Below are 20,144 nucleotides of genomic sequence, written 5' to 3' on the forward strand. Positions count from 1 at the left end.
CGCCGCTCCGGCGCCCGTGGTCACACGTCCACGACGTGACGCAGCAGCGCGAAGGAAACTTTCCACAGCCCACCGTCGCCCGTGTCGATGCTGGCGGTGCGCTGGTTGATCCGGGTGATGACCCCGACTTGAGCGCGCAGGTGCTTATCTTCAAAGGACACCTTCTGCCCGCGCTGGAAGTCGTCGCGACTTGGCTTGGGCGCGGCCGGCGGCGGCATGGTCGCCGTGGCGCCTTGCGTGATGTCGGTCTCTGCGCAGGCGGGCGGTTCCACCGCCGCATAGGCCAGTCGCCAATGCCGCAGCGTGGCCTGGTCTTGCACCAGGATCTCCTTGTCCTTCATCTCGACCACCCGCGCCGGCCGCATCTGCCCGCTCTCCAGCTCGAAGTAGCGCACCGTCTGCCCCAGGTGAAGTTGTCGGCGGATCTCGATCACCCGTTTCGGATCGGTGATCATCCGCTGCAGGATGGCCTGCAGGCGGTACAGCTGCAGGCTGCTGGCCTGCCCGAGAGCATCGAGCAGCCGACGCTCCTGGTCCTCGATCATCATGCCGGCTTCCAGTGCATCGGCAGCAGTTGTTCCAGCTGGCTGAGGCGGCAGTCGTTGATGCGGCTGAACACGTCCTTCAGGTACGCGTACGGCTCCACGCCATTGAGTTTGGCCGTCTCGATCAGGCTGAGGGCCACCGCCGCGGCGTGGCCGCCGCGTTCGCTGCCCGCGAAGAGCCAGTTCTTTCGCGACAGGGCGATCGGCCGCATCGCCCGCTCGCTGGCATTGTTGTCCACCGCCAGCATCCCCTCATCGAGGAACGCCGTCAGCGCGGGCCAGTTGCTCAGGGTGTAGGCCACCGCCTTGCCAAGCGCCGATTGCGGCAGCAATGCTGCGACGTGCCCCAGCAGCCACTGGTGGAAGTCGGCCAGCAGCGGGCGACTGCGACGCTGACGCTGCAACCGCTTCTGATCAGGGTCGGATTCGGCGATCTCCCGCTCGATGTGATACATCTCCCCGATGAAGCGCAGGGCCTCATGGGCCACGCCAGGCGGCGCGCCGGGCGGTGCGGTCTTGACCACCTCCATGTACCGTCTGCGGGCATGGGCCCAGCATGCCGAGTGGATGACGTCGCCACCTTTGAAGAGGCTGTGATACCCGGCGTAGTCGTCGGCCTGCAGCCACCCCTTCCAGCCGGCGAGCATGCGCCGAGGGTGCGCGCCGGAGCGGTCGGTGGTGAAGTCGTACAGCGCCGCTGGCGCCACCGGCTGCCACTGGCCTGCTGCATCGCGTTTGTGCCCGCCGGCCAGGTAGCACCACAGCCGCGCCGTGATGGTCTTGCCGGCGCCGCTGCCGCGTGCGGCCTGCATCGCCAGGGTGGTGTCGTCCGTGAGGATCACCGGGCTGGCCAGCACGTGTGCCTTTAGCGGCGGCATCAGGCGGGCCAGCAATTCGCAGCCGTCCAGCGTCCAGTCGCACAGCGTCTGCCGCGGGGCGGCAAAGCCCAGGCGCGCAAAGCCACGCTCCTGGCGCGCCAGCGGGTTGTGATCGAGGTACTTGGCCACCAGCACGTGTGCCAGCAGGCCCGGCCCGGCATTGCTGCGGGGCAGCGGCGAGGTGATGGCGCTGGCGGTGCGCACGGTGCTGCTGCCCTGGTCGTCCTCGCAGCGGTACTTCAGCCGCGCGTGCTGCAGCACCAGCAGCTTGGCTGGCGTGTATTCGATCGTCTCGCTGACCTCCTCGCCGATGCGCTGGACCCGGGTGAACTGGGCCTTCTCCTGCTCGCTCAGATCGTGCTCGACGCGCACCCGCGGCAGGCTCGGATCGATCGCGGGGCGTCCACGGCGGCGGCGATGGTGCTCGCCCACGCGCTCGCGCGTCTCGGGCGGCACGGGCAGTTCGACCGTGTCGACCCACAGTTCGGTCTGGCCCACATGCAGCACCTCGCTGCTGCGGCCGAACATCCGGTGGCGCAAGGCAGCGAGCTGCTGGGCGAGATTGGCCATCTGGGCATCGGCCTGCTCGCGCACCGCCTGCAGCTGCTGCGCGAGCTGCACCACCAGGTCCTTCAAAGGCTCCACCGCGTCGGGCAACTGGGCGCGATCGAGGTAGGCGGTGGACATGGGCAATGATCTTCCCATGCACTTCGCGGCATGGCCATTCGGAGAATCGAGAATTGCTAGACACCATCGCGCTCGATCTACTATGCAACCATCGATGCTGTGACCGCCGGCAGGCGCTTCACGCGACTGAGGTCGATGCCGTCGAGCCAGGCCACCAGCTCGCTCATGGCGATGCCGTTGCCCGCCAAGCGCGCCGGATCGGCGAAGCGGCCGCGCTCCAGGCGCTTGTACAGAACCCAGAATCCGTGACGGTCCCACACCAGCAGCTTGGCCTTGTCGCGCCGGCGCGCGATGAACACGAACACGTGTCCCGACAACGGGTTCAAGCCCATGCTCATCGCGACGATCTGGCCGAGCGCATCGATCGACTTGCGCATGTCCACGGCTTCGGCGTAGACGTAGGCGCGGATCGCCGAGGACAGGATCACGCCAGTCGCTCCAGCACCCGGGCAAGCACACGCTCGGCGCTCGCACCCGCCAGACGCAGCGTGATGCCCCCGCACAGAGCGATCTCCACGTCGCTTGCAATCGACGGCACGCTTTGCGAGCCGATCGCGATGAAGGAGGCGGAGCCCTTCGCGGCCTCGGCCGCGGCCGGCATGGTGCCGATGGAGCGGCGATGCTTGGCCAGGCGATAGCGGTAGGTGGACAGAGCCAGGGCGTTGTCGTGGCAATACTGCCGCACGCTCATGCCTTGACTGAGACGGCGATCCTCGTGTGCGAGCCAGAAGGCGTCGTCGCGCTCGGCGCCGTCGCGAACCTGGCCGGATTCGACAGCGTCGCCGCGGGGCGAGTCACCAGCTGCCGGAAGATCTTGCTGCATCGTCGTTCTCCTGTTGGATGGAAGGCTCGACGATGCCTGGTGGCTACGAGTTCAGCAAGAACGGGGAAGAGCGGACAGATACGGCTGTTGCGCGTGGCATCGGCATCTGCCTTGGTACGTCGTGCCATGGTTGAACCCTCCGAAACGCGACGCTACGCGTTGTGAAACTTTTCCAATATACATACATGGATGTATGTATGTGGGTATGCTACGTTCTTTTTTGCGCCACTGTCATCCGCCGATGCCAACATACATCGCTAGCATCACGCAGTTTTGCCGCACCCTGCCCCCAAAAAAAGGACTTCCATGCCCCACCTGAACAACGCGATGGCGCCCACTATTCGCCAGCCCCAGCGTCTGCCGGCAACCGTTTTTTACCTGGCTCTGGCAGCAATTGTCACGCTGGGCGCCTGCGGCAAAAAGGATGACGCAGCTGGCGCCGCAGGCAGGTGGCCATCCTCGGCCTGTCCAAGAGCCAGATGAAGCCCGTGTGGGACGGCCAGCAGTTCGTGCCGCGCCTCACGCTGCCGCTGAGCCTGTCGTACGACCACCGCGTGATCGACGGCGCCTCTGCCGCGCGCTTCAACGCCTACCTGGGCCAGGTGTTGGCGGACTACCGCCGCATCCTGCTGTAAGGACGGAGCACAACATATGGCAATCATCGACATCAAGGTGCCCGACATCGGCGACTTCGCCGAGGTGGGCGTGATCGAAGTGCTGGTGCAGCCGGGCGACACCATCCGGGCCGAGCAGAGCCTGGTCACCGTGGAGTCCGACAAGGCCTCCATGGAGATTCCCAGCAGCCACGCCGGCGTGGTCAAGGAGCTCAAGGTCAAGCTGGGCGACAAGGTGGCCGAGGGCTCCGTGCTGCTGACGCTGGAAGTGGCGCAGGGTGCGGCGGCGCCGGCTGCGGCCCCTGCCGCGGCGAGCACGCCCAGCGCGCCGCCATCTGAGTCAAAACCGGCTCCAGCGCCCGCTGTTCAAGCGCCAGCAGCTCCTAAAACCGAAGCGGCCAGCTTCGGCGGCAGTGCCGACGTGGAGTGCGATGTGCTGGTGCTGGGCGGCGGCCCCGGCGGTTACAGCGCCGCCTTCCGCGCGGCCGACCTGGGCCTGAACGTGGTGCTGGTCGAGCGCTACGCCACCCTGGGCGGCGTGTGCCTGAACGTGGGCTGCATTCCCTCCAAGGCGCTGCTGCACGTGGCCGCGGTGATGGACGAGGCGAGCCACCTGAAGAGCGCCGGCATCGACTTCGGCGCGCCGCAGGTCCACATCGACACCCTGCGCGGCCACAAGGAAAAGGTCATCGGCAAGCTGACCGGCGGGCTGGCGCAGATGGCCAAGATGCGCAAGGTGACCGTGCTGCGCGGCTACGGCCACTTCGTCGGCGCCAACCATCTGGAGGTGGAGGAAACCACCGGCACCAGCCAGGACAAGACCGGCGCCAAGAAGGTGGTGGCGTTCAAGCGCGCCATCATCGCCGCCGGCAGCCAGGCCGTGCGCCTGCCGTTCATGCCCGACGATCCGCGCGTGGTGGATTCCACCGGCGCGCTGGCGCTGCAGGGCGTGCCCAAACGCATGCTGATTCTGGGCGGCGGCATCATCGGCCTGGAAATGGGCACGGTGTACAGCACGCTGGGCGCGCGCCTGGACGTGGTGGAGATGCTGGACGGCCTGATGCAGGGCGCTGATCGCGACCTGGTCAAGGTGTGGCAGAAGATGAACCAGCACCGTTTCGACAACGTGATGCTGAATACCAAGACCGTGGCCGCCGAGGCCACGCCCGAGGGCATCAAGGTGAGCTTCGCGCCCGCCAAGGACGGCGTCACGGTGCCCGAGCCCCAGGTGTACGACCTGGTGCTGCAGGCCGTGGGCCGCACCCCCAACGGCAAGAAGATCGCCGCTGACAAGGCCGGTGTTGCCGTGACGGACCGCGGCTTCATCAACGTCGACATCCAGATGCGCACCAACGTGCCGCACATCTTCGCCATCGGCGACATCGTGGGCCAGCCCATGCTGGCGCACAAGGCGGTGCACGAGGCGCACGTGGCGGCCGAGGTCATCGCCGGCGAACTGCAGGGCAACAAGGAACTGGCAAGCGCCGCCTTCAACGCCCGCGTGATCCCGAGCGTGGCCTATACCGACCCCGAAGTGGCCTGGGTGGGCCTGACCGAGGACCAGGCCAAGGCGCAGGGCATCAAGGTCAAGAAAGGCCTGTTCCCCTGGGCGGCCAGCGGCCGCGCCATCGCCAACGGGCGCGACGAAGGCTTTACCAAGCTGCTGTTCGACGACAGCCCCGAGGCGCACGGCCACGGCCGCATCCTGGGCGGCGGCATCGTCGGCACGCACGCCGGCGACATGATCGGCGAGATCGCCCTGGCCATCGAGATGGGCGCCGACGCGGTGGACATCGGCAAGACCATCCACCCGCACCCCACGCTGGGCGAGAGCATCGGCATGGCGGCGGAGATTGCCCACGGCAGTTGCACGGATGTGCCGCCTGCGCGCAAGTAAGTCCGCAGCCAAGCTACCCTGCCAAGGCCCGAACTGGCGACGGTTCGGGCCTTGTGCTTTGCGTACCCAAACAATCGCCGCAGAATACTGTGCATTTGAAAGGGGTATCTATTTAGCTCCAGTGACGTGAGAATAGCTGGATGGAAACCCAGATGCTAACGCCAACTCCTGGAGGGGACTACCCCCGCACCTGGAACGAATTTCTTGACTGGTTTGCCACCGAAGAGGCTTGCCAGGCGTTCCTGGAGAAGCTTCGGTGGCCCCAAGGCTTCGTCTGCCCGCGTTGCGGCAACGCTGGCGATGTGTACCGCGCCAGCCGCACCCGCCTGATGTGCCGCTCATGCCAGTACCAAGGCACAGTGACATCTGGAACCATCTTTGACAAGACGCGCACACCGCTGCGTGTCTGGCTGGCTGCAGCTTGGTACCTGACCAATCAGAAACAAGGCGTGAGCGCCCTGGGGCTGCAGCGCGTATTGGGTTTGGGGAGCTACCAGACCGCCTGGACCATGCTGCACCGGTTTCGACGTGCCATGGTCCGCCCGGGCCGGGACAAGCTCAAGGGGCTTGTGGAGGTGGATGAAACGTACCTGTCCATCACGGATCGCAAGAATCCCGCCACCCCTGCAGGGCGCAAGAGCAGCACCACCAAAGTGTTGATGGTCATGGCGGTGGAGATCGTGGAGCCCAAGGGGTTTGGGCGCATCCGGTTACGCCGCATTGACCGAGACGCCGCCACCCACGTAATCCCCTTTGTGCAGGAGGTGGTCGAGCCTGGAGCCCAGGTACGCACGGATGGTTCGGCGGCATACCGCGCTCTGGGAGAACTGGGTTACACCCACCAGCGCACCGTCATGCTCGGCTCAGGCGTACCTGCCCATGTCTCCATGGCGGGAGTGCACCGGGTCGCCTCACTGGTACAGCGCTGGGTGCTGGGAACACATCATGGCTCTGTACAGCCAGACCACCTGGACGCCTATCTCGATGAATTCGTGTTCCGTTTCAACCGGCGCACATCCAGCTCACGCGGGATGCTGTTTTACCGCTTGCTGCAGCAAGCGGTGGTTACGCCGCCAGTGACGTATGGGGATGTCGTGAGCAAGAACACCGGGGAGAGCCAATCGGATACCATTGCTGGATGAAATCACAGTATCAATGGGGCTGCTGGAGCTAAATAGATACCCCTTGCATTTGTACAGTATTCATGTCAGCCACTTCCAAGCCCAAGCTCTACAACCCACGCCACCCCGAACGCACGCTGCTCTACCAAACGGTAGCCGAGCACTACGAGACCTGGCTAGAGTTGGCCAGCGCGGGTCAGTTCGACGGCCAGGGCGACCACCACACCCCCAAGCCCTTCGTGCGCAAAGCGTTTGCCAAGTATCTTGAGTGCGGCATCTTTGCCCATGGCTTTGCCCGCGCTCGCTGCGGCGACTGTGGGCACGACTACTTTGTAGCCTTCTCCTGCAAAGGCCGGGGAGTCTGCCCCTCGTGCACCACCCGGCGCATGGTGGAGACAGCAGCGCACCTGAACGATCACGTATTCCCCCGCCTGCCGGTGCGCCAGTGGGTGCTGTCGGTTCCCAAGCGGCTTCGTTACTTCATGCAGCGCGACGGAGCGGTGCTGAGCATGGTGCTGCGCATCTTTCTGCGGGTGATCGCACAAACTCTGCAGACCCACAGCCCCGGTGCGGCCCATATGGACAAGGCAGGCCTGCACATCGGTGCCATCGCCTTCATTCACCGATTCGGCTCCAGCCTCAATGAACACGTCCACTTCCACGTTTGTGTGGTGGACGGGGTGTTTGAGGAAGTGGAGGGCGAGGGCGATGCTGATGCGACCCCTCGAATCTCATCGCCGGGTGTCATCTTTCACGCGGCCACCGGCATCGATGCGGCTACCGTGGCCCCAGTGCAGACCACACTGCAAAAACGCATCCTGCGCGCCTTCGTTGCTCGGGGCCTGCTGGAGAACTGTGACGCCAAAGACATGCTGGGCTACAAACACAGCGGCTTCTCGGTGGATGCGGGGGTGTGCATCGAAGCCCACGACCGCGCTGCGCTGGAGCGGCTGCTGCGCTATTGCGCGCGTCCACCGTTTTCCATGGAGCGCCTACGCAAAGAGGGAAGCAAACTGGTGTACCGCTGTGCCAAACAGCGCAGCGAGCCCACCAGTGACAAGCGTGGTGCCAAGGCAGATGAGCTGCACCTCACACCGCTGGAACTGATCGACCGCATCGCCGCGCTGGTGCCACCGCCACGCACCCACCGGCACCGCTATTTTGGCGTGTTGGCACCCAACTCGCCGCTCAGGGCTGCGGTGACGGCGCTGGCGACACCGGCGCAAGCCGCTCCCGTGCTGGGCGCGTCGATCAGCACGGGGGAGTGCGCGCCTGGTGTGGTACCGATGAGCAGCGCGCTGCCATCCCAGAGCGAGCCGGTGCTGCCCAAGCGTGCAGCGCACTACCTGTGGGCGGTGCTGATCGCCCGCATCTACGAGGTGTTCCCCCTCTTGTGTCCGCTGTGTGGCGGGCATATGCGCATCATCGCGTTCATTACGCACAGCGCTGACATCCGGCACATCCTGGACCACATCGGGGCAGATTCAGAGCCACCCCGCATCTCCCCGGCGCGCGGGCCACCGCTGTGGGATGACTGTAGTGATGCGCAGATGGATGACGGGGCGCAAACCGAGCCAGCAGACTGGGACCTAGCGGCGCAACCGGCACCGGACTTTGAGGTCGATCAGCGCATCAGTTGGTGAATGAACAAAGCGGCGATTTTGACTTGCCGCGAACTGGCTCTGCGCCCGGTACACGCCGAGCGCCGCAAATCACTCTCCTGAACGCCAAACCCTGGTGGTGAACCTGACACCTGGGCGGGAAAATCGAGTGTCTCAGCCGGCTTGATGGCGCTTCCGCGGTGCGATACTTGGCCTCATGCGGTTAAAACGCCTATCCGTCGGGCGCCAGCACGAAGTCCCAGTCCACGCGCCAGAACGGCGCTTGCATGCCGTGGCGGCGGGCCTCTTCGGGATTGTCCACCTTCCGGAAGTCAGGAAACGGATCGCGGCCAGCCACTCCTGGTGCGTGGGCTCGACCTCCTTGACGGCCGCATGCAGGTGCCGCACTAGCGCGGCCATGCCCTGCTGGAGGCGCGGCGAGGCGTCCTCGCCCATGCGGGCGTTGACGACCTCGGCCGAGCTGTCTTCGGCGAAGTACGCGAGGCCACCGCGGTCGCTGTCGGATGGGGGCTGTGGCATGGAGTCTCCTGTTCGTGGCGGTGGCGGGCGCCCTGCCCGCCGGGCGGCGCGCTCAGGCCTGGGCGACGTCATGCCGGCACGGCGTCCGCCTGCAGCACCGGCCCGCGGGCCTGCGGCTCCACCGCCCCCACCCAACCAGCCGCCGCGCCGATGCTGTGCAGCAGGTGCTCCGTGAAGGCACGCACCTTGGCATTCGCCTTGCCGCTGGGCCGCAGCAGGTGGATGCCGCTGACCTCGGCCGGCGGCGCGTCTTCCAGCTGCAGCGCCACGATGCGCCCGGCCGCCAGGTCTTCGCCGATGGCCCAGTTGGGCATCAGTGCGATGCCCAGGCCGCGCGCCGCGCACAGGCGCCGCGTGTCGCAGTCGTTGCTCTCCAGCGCCACCTGCGGCGGCTGACGCCAGTCGATGCCGGCCAGCTCGCGCCAGCCACGCACGCTGGTGCTGTGCTGGCGGTCGATCAGCCGGTGCTGCGCCAGATCGGCCATGCAGCGCGGCGTGCCGTGGCGGCGCAGGTAGGCCGGCGAGGCGCACATCACATAGCGCTGGCTGCCGATGCGCCGGCTGACCAGCGCGCTGTCGGGCTGGTCGCCGATGCGGATCACGAGGTCGAAGCGCTCGGCCACCGGATCGACCACGCGCTCGGTCAGCTCCAGCTCGACATTCAAGGCTGGATAGCGGTCGAACAGCGTGGGCAGGTGCGGGGCCACATGGCGGCGGCCGAACGCGGGCACACAGCTCACGCGCAGCAGGCCCTGCACGCTGCCGTCCAGCGCCACCACCTCGCTGCGCGTGTCCATGAGCTCGTGCAGGATCTTCAGCGCGCGCTCGTACAACAGCGCACCGGCCTCGGTCAGCGCCAGCGCGCGGGTCGATCGCGTGAGCAGCGGCACCTGCATCTCGCGCTCCAGCGCGTCGATCTGCCGGGCCACGGACGAGGCCGCTAGGCCGCGGCGCCGCGCGGCGGCGGAAAAGCTCTTGTCCTGCACCACGTCGACGAACAGGGAAAGGCTTTCGGCAAAACCCAGGGGATTCATCTGTGCACCTCACGCAAAGGCGTTTGACCCGCGGGCGGCATTCCGCTCGCGTGGCGCAAAGAATAGCATCGGCCGCCTCATCCGACCGAGCCTTCACGCCATGCACACACACGAGACACCACGCGCCCACGGGTGCATTCCCGCAACAACCCTGCGCCGACGCCAGGCGCTGCTGGGTGCGGCCGCGGCGCTGCTGCTGGCCGGCCCAGGACCGGCGCGTGCCGACGACTACCCCAGCCGCATGCTCACGCTGATCGTGCCCTTCGCTGCTGGCGGCACCGTGGACAAGGTGGCCCGCATGCTGCAGGAGCCGCTGCGCGAGCGGCTGGGCCAACAGGTGGTGGTGGACAACCGCGGCGGCGCCGGCGGCACCATCGGCATGGCCCAACTGGCCAAAGGCGCGCCCGACGGCTACACGGTGGCCATGGTGTTCGACTCCTACGCGACCGAGCAGCACATCCACCGCAAGCTGCCCTACGAGACGCTGCGCGACTTCGCTGGCGTCTCCTATGCCGTGCGCTCGCCCATGGTGCTGGTGGTGCCCGCGGCTTCTCCCTACAAGACCGTGCAGGACTACGTGGCCGCCGCGCGCCAGCGCGAAGTGACCTACGCCTCGGTGGGCGCTGGCAGCTCTAACCACCTGGCGGCCGAGCTGTTCCACAAGACCGCCGGCAGCCGCGGCCTGCACGTGCCCTACAAAGGCGGCGGCCCGGCCATCGCCGACCTGCTGGGCGGCCATGTCGATTCGATGATCGCCAGCCTGCCACTGGTGCTGCCGCACGTGCAGGCCGGCAAGCTGCGTGCGCTGGCCGTGACCTCGCAGGCGCGCAGCGCCGCACTGCCCCAGGTGCCGGCCGTGGCCGAGGCGCACAAGGGCTTCGAGATCTACTCCTGGGTCGGCATGGTGGCGCCGGCCAAGACGCCCGCGCCGGTGCTGGACAAGCTCTCGGTGGCGATGGCGGCCACGCTGCGCGACCCGGCGCTGGCGCGCCGCATGGCCGACAACGGCTTCGAGGTGGTGGCCGGCGACCGCGCCGCCATGGACCAGCTGGTGCAGCGCGAGAGCCAGCGCTGGGGCGAGCTCATCGCCAAGCGCAAGATCAGCGTGGAGTGAGCGCCGTGCAGAACCAGCCCTTCACCTACGAGAGCCGGGCGCAGCGTGTGCTGTTCGGCGCCGGCACGCTGGCGCAGGCGCCGGCCGAGCTGGAGCGGATGGGCGCGCACAAGGCCCTGGTGCTGTGCACCGCGCCGCAGCGTGCCCAGGCCGAAGCCGTGGCGGCCCTGCTCGGGCCGCGCGCCGCCGGCATCTTCGACGGGGCGGTGATGCACGTGCCCATGGCCAGCGCCGAGGCCGCGCGCGCTGCGGCAGCACAGGCCGGCGCCAATGCGCTGGTGGCCGTGGGCGGCGGCTCCACCGTAGGCCTGGCCAAGGCGATTGCGCTGGTCTCGCCGTTGCCGGTGCTGGCCATCCCCACCACCTACGCGGGCTCGGAGATGACGCCCATCTACGGGCTGACCGAGAACGGCCTCAAGCGCACCGGCCGCGACGTGCGCGTGCTGCCGCGCAGCGTGCTGTACGACCCCGAACTCACGTTGGCACTGCCGGTGGGCCTGTCGGTGGTGAGCGGCATCAACGCCATCGCGCACGCGGCCGAGGGCCTGTACGCGGCCGACGGCAACCCGGTCATGGGCCTGATGGCGGCCGAGGGCATCGCCGCGCTGGGCCGCGCGCTGCCCGCGCTGCACGCCGCGCCGCACGACCTGCACGCGCGCAGCGATGCGCTGTACGGCGCCTGGCTGTGCGGCCTGGTGCTGGGCAGCGTGTCCATGGCCCTGCACCACAAGCTGTGCCACACGCTGGGCGGCAGCTTCAACCTGCCGCACGCCGAGCTGCACACCGTGGTGCTGCCGCACGTGCTGGCCTACAACGCCAAGGCGGCGCCGCACGCCATGCAGCGCATCGCCGCCGCGCTGGGAACCGCCGATGCCGCGCTGGGCGTGCACACGCTGGCGCGGCGACTGGGCGCACCCACCGCGCTACGCGACATCGGCATGCGGGAAGAAGACCTGGACAAGGCGTGCGCGCTGGCCCTGCGCGACGCCTACCCCAATCCACGGCCGATCGAGGCTGCGCCGCTGCGGAACTTGCTGCAGGAGGCGTTCGAAGGTGCGGCGCCGCGGCCGCCAAACCTCTCAACAACACCGAACGACGGAGACGACCCCATGACACGTCTACAAACCTGCATCGCCGCAGCCAGTTGCGCCGCACTGGTCGCCTGCGCCAGCGGCTCCGGCACGCCGCCAGAGCGCACTGTGCAGGCGCGCGTCGTCGCCCAGCAGTCTGGCCCCTCCTTCCTCGAAAGCATCGCCGAGGGCCCGGACCGCGCCTTGTATGTCACCGACTTCCACAACCGCCAGCTGTTGCGCTACGTGGACGACAAGGGATTCAGCGTGCACGCCCGGCTCGACGTCCATCCATGGGGCATGGTGTTCGACAGCGATGGCACGCTGTACTTCGGTGCGGCCGAGCGCGGCATCGTGGACAAGACCTCGCCGCCCACGCAGTGGGTCTGGCGCCAACGCCGCGGCGAGGCACCGCAACCCTTTCTGAAGATCGAGCAGGCACGCGCGCTGAACGGCATGACCCTGCTCGCGCCAGGCCGCATCCTGATCGCCGACGGCCGCGGCGGCACGGTATGGCTGCTCGATGTCGCCGCCCGCAGCGCCAGCCCCTTCGTGCGCGACGCGCTACTGGATGTGCCACCCGGCTTCGCGCTGCCCACACCGGCCGCGAACGGCCTGAAGATCCACGCCGGGCACCTGTACGTTTCCAACACGGCGCGCGTGGCCATGTTGCGCATTCCGCTCGGTGCCGACTTGCGGCCCGGCGCCGTGCAGGTCTTCGTGGAACCGCTGCGCGCGGACGACTTCGCTTTCTCCCCGAGCGGCAACCTGTATGTCACCACGCACCGGCGCGAAATCCTGCGCGTCACCCCTGAGGGACGCGTCTCGGAGGTGCCAGGCATCGGACCCGAACTGGTGGGCAGCACTGCCATGGTCTGGCGCAGCGGCGAACACAGCGCCTACGCCATCAACGATGGCGGCTTCATCGGCTTCCACTGGTACGGGGGCTCCACGCCCACGGCCTCGAACCTGGTGCGGCTCGACGGGCTGGACTGAGCGGTTGTGCATCTCTGGCGGGCCCTGACGCCAAGGTGGCATGCCCCACCCTCGCTGTTCCATGCGGAGAACACCCCAGCCGGCCCGCATCAGCGCCCCAGAAAGTCAGGCTTTTGGCGCGCGAAGAACGCGTCCACGCCGGTGCGGAAATCGTCCGTCGCGGCGCACACCTGGAACGCCGCCGACTCCGCATCAAGCTGCTCGGGCAGCGCGCGGTCAAAGCTCGCGCGCATGAGCCGGCGCAGCTGGCCCAGCGCCACCGTCGGGCCATTGGCCAGCCGCTGCGCCAGCGCCATGGCTTCGCCCGCCAGCGCATCGGCCGGCACCACGCGGTTGACCAGGCCCATGCGCTCGGCCGCCGCCGCGTCGAGCATGTCGCCCAGCATGGCGATCTCCAGCGCACGGCGCAGGCCGACCCAGCGCGGCAGCGCCCAGGAGGCACCCACGTCGCAGCTCGTGCCGATGTTCACGTAGGCCAGGTTGAAGCGCGTGCCCTCGGCCGCGAGCACGAAGTCGGCCTGCAGCATGAGCGACAGGCCGGCGCCGGCCGCCACGCCGTGCACCTGGGCCACCACGGGCGCATCGATGCCGGCCAGCACCACCAGCGCCTCGTGCAGCGGGCCGATCAGCGCCTTGGCGCCGCCCTGCGGATCGGCCTGCAGCACCGCCAGGTCGCCGCCGGCCATGAAGCCCTTGCCGCTGCCCGACAGCAGCACGGCGCGCACGCTGCTGTCGGCGGCGATGTCGCGCACGGCCGCGAGAAAGCCCTCGGCCATGGGCACGTCCAGCGCATTGAGCGTGGCCGGGCGGTTGAAGCGCAGCGTGGCGACCGCGCCTTCGCGGCCGATCTGCAGGGGGGCGTCGTCTTGCGTCATGCGGGGCTCTTTCGTGGTGCGCGCCGGCCCGGTTGGCGGGTGGCGGCAGCTGGGGGAACAGGGGGAACGGCGGGAACGGGGGCGAGCACGCCGCCCAGCAGCAGCGCAATGCCCTGCTCGGCGATCTGCTCGGGCGCCATGGCGCCGTCGGGCCGGTACCAGCGGCCGATCCAGCTCAGCGCGCCGGCCAGCATGAAGGCCGCCAGCTTGGGATCGCAGGGCTGCAGCGAGCCTTCGGCAATGCCCTCTTCGACCAGCCGGCGGAACTCGTGGTCGATGCCGGCCTTGAGCCGGCGCAGCTCCTTGCGCAGCGGCGGCGGCAGCGGGTCTTCGCCGATGCGGATCACGCACTGGCCGAAGTCGTCCATCACGATGGCCGCGTAGCTGCGCATGCAGGCCTGCAGCTGGTCCAGCGCGCGGCCGCCCTGCTGGCGCACCTCGGCAATGCCCTCCTGCATCATGGCCAGCGCCGCGCGCACGCATTCGAGCAGGATGTCGTCCTTGCTCTTGACGTAGTAGTACAGCGTGGGCTTGCTCACATGGAGCTTCTTATTTAGCTCCAGCAGCCCCATTGATACTGTGATTTCATCCAGCAATGGTATCCGATTGGCTCTCCCCGGTGTTCTTGCTCACGACATCCCCATACGTCACTGGCGGCGTAACCACCGCTTGCTGCAGCAAGCGGTAAAACAGCATCCCGCGTGAGCTGGATGTGCGCCGGTTGAAACGGAACACGAATTCATCGAGATAGGCGTCCAGGTGGTCTGGCTGTACAGAGCCATGATGTGTTCCCAGCACCCAGCGCTGTACCAGTGAGGCGACCCGGTGCACTCCCGCCATGGAGACATGGGCAGGTACGCCTGAGCCGAGCATGACGGTGCGCTGGTGGGTGTAACCCAGTTCTCCCAGAGCGCGGTATGCCGCCGAACCATCCGTGCGTACCTGGGCTCCAGGCTCGACCACCTCCTGCACAAAGGGGATTACGTGGGTGGCGGCGTCTCGGTCAATGCGGCGTAACCGGATGCGCCCAAACCCCTTGGGCTCCACGATCTCCACCGCCATGACCATCAACACTTTGGTGGTGCTGCTCTTGCGCCCTGCAGGGGTGGCGGGATTCTTGCGATCCGTGATGGACAGGTACGTTTCATCCACCTCCACAAGCCCCTTGAGCTTGTCCCGGCCCGGGCGGACCATGGCACGTCGAAACCGGTGCAGCATGGTCCAGGCGGTCTGGTAGCTCCCCAAACCCAATACGCGCTGCAGCCCCAGGGCGCTCACGCCTTGTTTCTGATTGGTCAGGTACCAAGCTGCAGCCAGCCAGACACGCAGCGGTGTGCGCGTCTTGTCAAAGATGGTTCCAGATGTCACTGTGCCTTGGTACTGGCATGAGCGGCACATCAGGCGGGTGCGGCTGGCGCGGTACACATCGCCAGCGTTGCCGCAACGCGGGCAGACGAAGCCTTGGGGCCACCGAAGCTTCTCCAGGAACGCCTGGCAAGCCTCTTCGGTGGCAAACCAGTCAAGAAATTCGTTCCAGGTGCGGGGGTAGTCCCCTCCAGGAGTTGGCGTTAGCATCTGGGTTTCCATCCAGCTATTCTCACGTCACTGGAGCTAAATAGATACCCCTTGCATTTGTACAGTATTCATGTCAGCCACTTCCAAGCCCAAGCTCTACAACCCACGCCACCCCGAACGCACGCTGCTCTACCAAACGGTAGCCGAGCACTACGAGACCTGGCTAGAGTTGGCCAGCGCGGGTCAGTTCGACGGCCAGGGCGACCACCACACCCCCAAGCCCTTCGTGCGCAAAGCGTTTGCCAAGTATCTTGAGTGCGGCATCTTTGCCCATGGCTTTGCCCGCGCTCGCTGCGGCGACTGTGGGCACGACTACTTTGTAGCCTTCTCCTGCAAAGGCCGGGGAGTCTGCCCCTCGTGCACCACGCGGCGGATGGTGGAGACGGCGGCACACCTGAGCGACCACGTTTTCCCCCGCCTGCCGGTGCGCCAGTGGGTGCTGTCGGTGCCCAAGCGGCTTCGGTACTTCATGCAAGCGCGACGGAGCGGTGCTGAGCATGGTGCTGCGCATCTTTCTGCGGGTGATCGCACAAACTCTGCAGACCCACAGCCCCGGTGCGGCCCATATGGACAAGGCAGGCCTGCACATCGGTGCCATCGCCTTCATTCACCGATTCGGCTCCGGCCTCAATGAACACGTCCACTTCCACGTTTGTGTGGTGGACGGGGTGTTTGAGGAAGTGGAGGGCGAGGGCGATGCTGATGCGACCCCTCGAATCTCATCGCCGGGTGTCATCTTTCACGCGGCCACCGGCATCGATGCGGCTACCGTGGCCCCAGTGCAGACCACACTGCAAAAACGTATCCTGCGCGCCTTCGTTGCTCGGGGCCTGCTGGAGAACTGTGACGCCAAAGACATGCTGGGCTACAAACACAGCGGCTTCTCGGTGGATGCGGGGGTGTGCATCGAAGCCCACGACCGCGCTGCGCTGGAGCGGCTGCTGCGCTATTGCGCGCGTCCACCGTTTTCCATGGAGCGCCTACGCAAAGAGGGAAGCAAACTGGTGTACCGCTGTGCCAAACAGCGCAGCGAGCCCACCAGTGACAAGCGTGGTGCCAAGGCAGATGAGCTGCACCTCACACCGCTGGAACTGATCGACCGCATCGCCGCGCTGGTGCCACCGCCACGCACCCACCGGCACCGCTACTTTGGTGTGCTGGCACCAAACTCGCCGCTGAGAGCGGCGGTAACGGCGCTGGCTCAGCCTGCTGCGTCGCAACCAGCCACGGTGGAGACTGCACAACCTGGCGCGGGCGTACCTGGGGTGGCGGCGCCGGGCAACGCGGCCACACCCACACCCGAACCTGAAGCACGCCCGAAGCGAGCGGCGCATTACTTGTGGGCGGTGCTGATTGCCCGCATCTACGAGGCATTTCCGCTGCTGTGCCCCATGTGCGGTGGGCAGATGCGCATCATTGCCTTCATCACCCACAGCGCCGAAATCCGCCACATCCTGAACCACATCGGGGTGGAGTCTGCCCCCCCCGCACATCACCCCGGCACGCGGGCCACCGCTGTGGGAGGGCTGCGACGCGCCGGTGGATGATGGTGCGCAAGGCGAGCCGGATTGGGATCTGGCAGCTCAACCCGACGAGGTAGACCAGCGCGTCAATTGGTGACCCAGTGAAGCGGCGGTATCCATCGCTGCGGGGAAGCAGCTGCGCGCGCGCCAGGCCCAAATGCATACTGCCTCCCAAGCTCTTGCCATTGAGCGGCAAGCGAGCGCTCAACCTTCCTTGGCCGAACGTGTTTCGAGGCCCAAAACTCGTGCCATACTTGGCCTCATGCGGTTGAATTTCCTATCCGTCGGGGTTTGATCCGCTCAAGAACTTCGTGCCCATCACGCAGATCAACGCGGCGCCGCTGGCCATCGTGGTCGCCTCGGCCTCGCCCCTCAAGAGCTTTGCCGACCTGGTGGCGCGCAGCAAGGGCGAGCCGGGCCGCGTCACCTATGCCACGCCCGGCAACGGCACGCTGTCGCACCTGGTGGGCGTGGTGCTGTCCAAGGAAAACGGCGTGCCCATGACCCATGTGCCCTACAAGGGCGCGGGGCCGGCCATCAACGATCTGCTGGGCCAGCAGGTCGATGTGCTGATCACCTCCACCTCGTCCGTGGCCGGCATGATCCAGGCGGGCCAGGTGCGTGCGCTGGCCGTCACCAGCCCGCGCCGCATCGGCGTGTTCGGCAAGGTGCCCACGCTGGAGGAACTGGGCCTGCGCAATGCGCGCTTCGAGGACTGGTACGGCTTCTTCGCTCCCGCCGGCACGCCGCCCGAGCGCGTGGCCTTCTTGCACGACGCCATCGTGCGCACCCTGCAACTGCCGGAAGTGACCAAGCTGGTCGTCGATGGCGGCAGCGAAGTCGTGGCCAATACGCCCGAAGCCTTTGCCGCCCAGCTGCGCCAGGACATGGAGCGCTGGTCGCGCGTGGTCAAGCTCTCGGGCGCGAAGATCGACTGATGGCTGCCGAACACGCCCCCGTGCCTGGATCATCGGCCTCTGGCGCCCCCGCGCTGGACCTGCAGACCCGGCTGCTGCATGCGGGCAAGCGCCCGACCTATGCGGGCGGCACGGCCGTCAACCCGCCCCTGGTGCGCGCCAGCACCGTGCTGTTCGAGAGCACGGCACAGCAGCGCGAGATGCGCGAGCGCCGCGCCGGCGAGCGCATCTTCAGCTACGGCGCGCGCGGCACACCCACCGGCTTTGCGCTGGAAGATGCCGTCAGCGAGCTGGAAGGCGCCCACCGCACGCGGCTGCTGCCTACCGGCCTGGCGGCCATCGGCATGGCCCTGCTCAGCTACCTGCGCCCCGGCGACCATGTGCTGCTGACCGACAGCGCCTACCAGCCTGTGCGCCACCTGGCCGGCCAATGGCTGCGGCCCTACGGCATCGAGTACGACTTCTTCGCGGCCGATGGCAGCGACGCCCAGGCGCGCATGCGCCCCAACACCCGCATGGTCTATGCCGAATGCCCGGGATCGCTGGTCTACGAAATGTGCGACCTGCCCGCGCTGGCGGCCATGGCCCATGCGCGCGGCGCTCTGGTCGTGGCCGACAACACCTGGGGATCGGGCTGCCAGTACCGGCCGCTGGCGCTGGGGGCCGATGTCTCGGTGATGGCAGCCACCAAGTACCTGTCAGGCCACTCCGACGTGATGATGGGCACCGTGGCCACCACCGAGGCCGCCTGGGAGCCGCTGGCCGCGCGCTGCGATGCCTTCGGCATGGCGGTCAGCCCCGACGATGCCTGGCTGGTGCTGCGCGGCATGCGCTCGCTGGCCGCACGGCTGCAGATGCACGAGGCGCATGCGCTGGAGGTGGCGCACTGGCTGCAGCAGCACCCGGCCGTGGCCACCGTGTTCTGCCCCGCGCTGCCCACGCACCCCGGCCATGCGCTGTGGCTGCGCGACTGCCAGGGCACCAACGGCCTGGTGTCGCTGGAGCTGCAGCCCGGCACCGCCGAGGCCGCCGTGGACCGCTTCATCGACGGCCTGCGCCTCTTCGGCATCGGCGCCTCCTGGGGCGGCTACGAGAGCCTGGCGACGGCCGCGCACATGGCGCAGGCGCGCAGCGTCACCGACTGGAGTGCGCGCGGGCCCGTGGTGCGCCTGCACATCGGTCTGGAGTCGCCGCGCGACCTCATCGCCGATCTGGAGCAGGGGCTGGCGGCACTTTAGTGGATAACACGCTCTAGCGGCCTGCCTGAGCGCTCGCCAGCTCGCCGGCCAGCGTCTGCACCAGCGCAGCGGCCGGCATCTCGCGCGCCAGCGGCGCACCCTGGCCGGCCCAGTGGGCTGCGTAGTCGGAGCTGCCCTGCGCCGAGGCCGCCTGGTGCAGCGCCTTGCCTGCGTCGTAGACGCGCGGATAGTCGGGCAGGGGCTGGCCATGGCTGGCGCCCAGCGCATGCAGCCGGTTGACCATGCCGCGCGCCGGCCGGCCCGAGATGGCGGCGGTGATGCCTGTGTGGTGGGCGCGTTCGCTGCGCAGCTCGGCACGGTAGGCCGGGCTGGCGGACGATTCAGGGCAGAGGATGAAGGCCGTGCCCAGCTGCGCCGCACAGGCGCCCAGGCCCAGCGCGGCCGCGATGCCTTCGCCATCCATGATGCCGCCGGCCGCGATCACCGGCAGGGCCGTGTTGCGCGCCAGCACGCGCACCAGGGCGAAGGTGCCCATCATGCGGTCCTGCGCGGGATCGAACGTTCCGCGGTGTCCCCCGGCCTCCACGCCCTGGGCCACGATGGCCTCGACACCGGCCTGCTCCACCTGGCGCGCCTCGTCCAGCGACGTGGCGCTGGCCAGGGTCACGACGCCGGCCGCGCGCAGCGCGTCGATGAAGCCCTGCTCAGGCAGCCCGAAATGAAAGCTCACCACGGCGGGCCGCTCCTGCAGCAGCATGGCCTGCAGCGCGGCGTTGCCGACGGCGGTGGCGTAGATCTCGTTGAGCGTGGCAGGCGGCGTGGCGCCAAAGCGCGCGAACTCGGGCGCCAGATGGGCCAGCCAGGCGGCCTCGCGCTGCGCATCGGCCCGGGCCGGCCGGTGGCAGAACAGGTTGACGTTGAAGGCGCCCGAAGTCAGCGCGCGCGCCTGCACGATCTGCTGGCGTGCCTGCTCCGTGCCGCTGGCGCCAATGCCCAGCGAGCCCAGGCCGCCCGCATCGGTGACGGCGGCCGCCAGCGCGGGCGTGGACGTTCCGGCCATGGGGGCCTGGATGATGGGATGGCGCATGCCAAGGCGGGCCATCCACGCGGTCTTTGCGGTGCTCATACGACTCCT

Annotated in this window: 14 protein-coding genes and 5 pseudogenes; 9 read left to right on the top strand and 10 right to left on the bottom strand. The window is 67.8% G+C overall.

Annotation, left to right across the window (positions count from 1 at the left end; all coding sequences use genetic code 11):
* Positions 1–20 precede the first annotated feature (20 nt).
* The 4 genes from I3K84_RS15920 to I3K84_RS15935 all read right to left on the bottom strand — a co-directional run bounded on the left by I3K84_RS15920 (position 21) and on the right by I3K84_RS15935 (position 2,933).
* Positions 21–548: a hypothetical protein gene (locus I3K84_RS15920; RefSeq protein WP_196994973.1), complete on the bottom strand. Its 528-nt coding sequence runs from the start codon at positions 546–548 to the stop codon at positions 21–23.
* Positions 545–2,110 (bottom strand): IS66 family transposase, encoded by a 1,566-nt coding sequence (locus tag I3K84_RS15925; protein ID WP_196994974.1) that lies wholly within the window; start codon positions 2,108–2,110, stop codon positions 545–547. Before I3K84_RS15925 ends, I3K84_RS15920 begins: the two co-directional genes overlap by 4 nt.
* 80 nt (positions 2,111–2,190) lie before the next feature.
* Positions 2,191–2,538, bottom strand: coding sequence for an IS66 family insertion sequence element accessory protein TnpB (tnpB, locus tag I3K84_RS15930; RefSeq protein WP_196994975.1), 348 nt, complete (start codon positions 2,536–2,538; stop codon positions 2,191–2,193).
* Entirely contained in the window at positions 2,535–2,933 is a 399-nt protein-coding gene (locus tag I3K84_RS15935) for a hypothetical protein (protein ID WP_196994976.1), read from the bottom strand. Before I3K84_RS15935 ends, tnpB begins: the two co-directional genes overlap by 4 nt.
* Positions 2,934–3,379: 446 nt before the next feature.
* On the opposite strand from I3K84_RS15935, the pseudogene I3K84_RS15940 reads away from it, so the two are divergent.
* From I3K84_RS15940 to I3K84_RS15955, 4 genes and pseudogenes are all read left to right on the top strand, one after another.
* A pseudogene (locus I3K84_RS15940) lies at positions 3,380–3,568 on the top strand (2-oxo acid dehydrogenase subunit E2); the annotation flags it as partial.
* A 16-nt stretch (positions 3,569–3,584) separates the two neighbouring features.
* Positions 3,585–5,444 (top strand): dihydrolipoyl dehydrogenase, encoded by a 1,860-nt coding sequence (gene lpdA, locus I3K84_RS15945; protein WP_196994977.1) that lies wholly within the window; start codon positions 3,585–3,587, stop codon positions 5,442–5,444.
* A 140-nt stretch (positions 5,445–5,584) separates the two neighbouring features.
* The gene (locus tag I3K84_RS15950; protein ID WP_011805635.1) at positions 5,585–6,586 is read left to right on the top strand and encodes an IS1595-like element ISCsp2 family transposase; all 1,002 of its coding nucleotides are present in this window, start codon (positions 5,585–5,587) and stop codon (positions 6,584–6,586) included.
* Positions 6,587–6,648: 62 nt separating this feature from the next.
* Positions 6,649–8,208 (top strand): IS91 family transposase, encoded by a 1,560-nt coding sequence (locus I3K84_RS15955; RefSeq protein WP_196994978.1) that lies wholly within the window; start codon positions 6,649–6,651, stop codon positions 8,206–8,208.
* Positions 8,209–8,541: 333 nt separating this feature from the next.
* On the opposite strand, the pseudogene I3K84_RS22570 reads toward I3K84_RS15955, so the two are convergent.
* Positions 8,542–8,778: pseudogene (locus tag I3K84_RS22570) on the bottom strand (hypothetical protein); the annotation flags it as partial.
* Complete coding sequence (locus I3K84_RS15965; protein WP_031942783.1) at positions 8,775–9,740, bottom strand: LysR family transcriptional regulator; 966 nt, start codon at positions 9,738–9,740, stop codon at positions 8,775–8,777. The gene I3K84_RS15965 and the pseudogene I3K84_RS22570, both read right to left, overlap by 4 nt.
* 100 nt (positions 9,741–9,840) lie before the next feature.
* Here I3K84_RS15965 and I3K84_RS15970 point away from each other — a divergent pair, with 100 nt between their 5' ends.
* Positions 9,841–10,854, top strand: coding sequence for a tripartite tricarboxylate transporter substrate binding protein (locus I3K84_RS15970; RefSeq protein WP_196994979.1), 1,014 nt, complete (start codon positions 9,841–9,843; stop codon positions 10,852–10,854).
* A 5-nt stretch (positions 10,855–10,859) separates the two neighbouring features.
* A pseudogene (locus I3K84_RS22320) lies at positions 10,860–11,918 on the top strand (maleylacetate reductase); the annotation flags it as partial.
* Positions 11,919–13,009: 1,091 nt separating this feature from the next.
* On the opposite strand, the gene I3K84_RS15980 reads toward I3K84_RS22320, so the two are convergent.
* Genes I3K84_RS15980 through I3K84_RS15990 form a run of 3 tightly spaced genes read right to left on the bottom strand, consistent with a single transcriptional unit; the run spans position 13,010 to position 15,382 of the window.
* Complete coding sequence (locus tag I3K84_RS15980) at positions 13,010–13,795, bottom strand: enoyl-CoA hydratase/isomerase family protein (protein WP_031942787.1); 786 nt, start codon at positions 13,793–13,795, stop codon at positions 13,010–13,012.
* Complete coding sequence (locus I3K84_RS15985; RefSeq protein WP_031942814.1) at positions 13,792–14,391, bottom strand: TetR/AcrR family transcriptional regulator; 600 nt, start codon at positions 14,389–14,391, stop codon at positions 13,792–13,794. The genes I3K84_RS15980 and I3K84_RS15985 overlap by 4 nt, the downstream gene beginning before the upstream one ends.
* A complete protein-coding gene (locus I3K84_RS15990) occupies positions 14,381–15,382 on the bottom strand; it encodes an IS1595-like element ISCsp2 family transposase (RefSeq protein WP_011805635.1) in 1,002 nt (333 codons plus the stop codon). Before I3K84_RS15990 ends, I3K84_RS15985 begins: the two co-directional genes overlap by 11 nt.
* A 58-nt stretch (positions 15,383–15,440) precedes the next feature.
* Here I3K84_RS15990 and I3K84_RS15995 point away from each other — a divergent pair.
* From I3K84_RS15995 to metC, 3 genes and pseudogenes are all read left to right on the top strand, one after another.
* Positions 15,441–16,990 (top strand): annotated as a pseudogene (locus I3K84_RS15995) (IS91-like element ISPps1 family transposase).
* Positions 16,991–17,180: 190 nt separating this feature from the next.
* A pseudogene (locus tag I3K84_RS16000) lies at positions 17,181–17,831 on the top strand (Bug family tripartite tricarboxylate transporter substrate binding protein); the annotation flags it as partial.
* A complete protein-coding gene (gene metC, locus I3K84_RS16005; protein WP_016452136.1) occupies positions 17,831–19,048 on the top strand; it encodes a cystathionine beta-lyase in 1,218 nt (405 codons plus the stop codon). The pseudogene I3K84_RS16000 and the gene metC, both read left to right, overlap by 1 nt.
* Before the next feature lie 13 nt (positions 19,049–19,061).
* Here metC and I3K84_RS16010 read toward each other — a convergent pair whose 3' ends face one another.
* On the bottom strand, positions 19,062–20,135 hold the full coding sequence (locus I3K84_RS16010; RefSeq protein WP_016452135.1) for a nitronate monooxygenase family protein: 1,074 nt from the start codon (positions 20,133–20,135) through the stop codon (positions 19,062–19,064).
* Between the last annotated feature and the right edge of the window lie 9 nt (positions 20,136–20,144).

The sequence above is a fragment of the Diaphorobacter sp. JS3051 genome, from assembly GCF_015832135.1.
In the GTDB taxonomy this organism is placed as follows: domain Bacteria; phylum Pseudomonadota; class Gammaproteobacteria; order Burkholderiales; family Burkholderiaceae_C; genus Diaphorobacter; species Diaphorobacter nitroreducens.